This window comes from uncultured Cocleimonas sp. (genome assembly GCF_947495625.1).
In the GTDB taxonomy this organism is placed as follows: domain Bacteria; phylum Pseudomonadota; class Gammaproteobacteria; order Thiotrichales; family Thiotrichaceae; genus Cocleimonas.
In genome coordinates this window covers 1-1,572 of the sequence record NZ_CANLZW010000068.1, presented here as the reverse complement: position 1 = coordinate 1,572, position 1,572 = coordinate 1, and the positions used below count along the sequence as shown (strand labels likewise).

Here is a 1,572-nt window from a genome sequence, read left to right as displayed (position 1 = left end):
TAACAACACGCCCTGAGGAGGACTGTCTAGTATTTTCACCTTGAAATCGCATACGCCAACAACGGTGAATGGCGCTTTTTCAACGCATTCAGATAAGTAGATTCATCGTAGGTTTTCTTAGTCTTCCAGCAGCGATAAATAATCCGTATCCACTTAAAGGCCAGGCACCGAATGATCGTTTGATGTGGTTTTCCTTTTTCCTTTTGCTGCTCATAATAGGCTTTCGCCCAAAAAGAATATCGCACCGTTTCACCGGCCCATTCGACAAAACTTTGCCGCATAAATGTAGGGCAACTATATCGCCAATGTGTCCATGACTTGTTTCCACTGCGTTCAAGTACGGGTGCTATTCCTGAATAACGCAGTATCTCTCCGGCGCTTTCGTAGCGCTTTCTGTTTTCGCCAAAGGCAGTTAATAATCGGGGCGCATAGACAGGACCGGCACCGGGAAAACTGTCGAAGATCAGGTGATCTGTACAGTCTTTGTGTCGTTGCTTTATTTCCTGGTCGTGGTCGGCTATGGTTTCCATGAGTGTTTTGAGTTGGCGCACTAATCCTTTGACGAGTAGCTGGTTGGGTTCTATGACGCCTGGATCGCGCGTGAGTGGGTGTGCGGTTTTTATCGCGTTTATGCGTTTCTCAATGATGTCGTTATAGCGCACATGATGTGCATGAAAAAAGGCAACTAGTGTGTTTTCTCTGGCACGCTGGACGGCGTCCAGATCAGGCCATTTCTGAATGAAGTCTATGAACAGGGTGGTGTGTTTTTCTTTAAACCATTCAACGGCTTGCGGGTAATAGTTCTTTAAGGTGGCGGTTATTCTGTTGGTCAGCCTTACCCGGTCTTGTACGAGTTTACGTCGATTTTCAACGAGTTGAGCCAGGGCGCGAACCGCTGGGGATTCGGGCTCAAGCATTCTTAACTTGTGCATGTGCTTCTGGAGTATTTCCGTTTGTATTTTGGCATCTGTGGGGTCATCTTTGGCGCCACTGTGGGTAAAGGTTTTGCGGTATTTGGCAACCGATGCGGGGTTGATCGGAAAGAGCGTGAGATGGTCATATTTGCTTAGGGCATAGATAAGTGGCCCTTTTTTGAGCTCACAACCAACGGCTATTCGTTGATGTGGATAACGCTTTTTAAGGTCGTTGGCCCAGCCGTGAATGGCTTCCGGTTTTGAGGATATGACGGAAAGGTCATAGTGTTGACTGGTAGACGAGTATTCACAAATATCGTGCTTTTTGTCAGCCCAGTCTATTCCAATCAGGGCTGCAAAATCTTGCGGAGAAAAAACTTTCATCATTAGACTCCCGGGGGTAAAGTAACTATTAGGACATGGTTAATGTTGGTTTCTCGCAGGTCTTATAGATAGTCGATGGAACGCCAATCCCTGAGTATGCGTTTTGAAACCAATCTACTTCTACGGGTTCGATGGTCTTGTTATAAACATTGAATGTTAGTTGCTTCATAGTCGTAACCCGTAGGAGCATGTTCTCATTTTTACCCAGAAACAGATGCTGGATTTAAATAAGCAGAGTTACTATAAGTTGCTTCATCGGAAAAACTACTCGCTC

The 1,572-nt window shown here is 45.8% G+C and carries 2 protein-coding genes; both read right to left on the bottom strand.

The features are described 5' to 3' along the window. Window positions 1-35 precede the first annotated feature (35 nt). Window positions 36-1,301, bottom strand: coding sequence for an IS110 family transposase (locus Q1A31_RS20860; RefSeq protein WP_299881730.1), 1,266 nt, complete (start codon window positions 1,299-1,301; stop codon window positions 36-38). 25 nt (window positions 1,302-1,326) lie between these two features. Continuing rightward, window positions 1,327-1,467: a hypothetical protein gene (locus Q1A31_RS20855; protein ID WP_299881727.1), complete on the bottom strand. Its 141-nt coding sequence runs from the start codon at window positions 1,465-1,467 to the stop codon at window positions 1,327-1,329. Window positions 1,468-1,572: the final 105 nt, after the last annotated feature.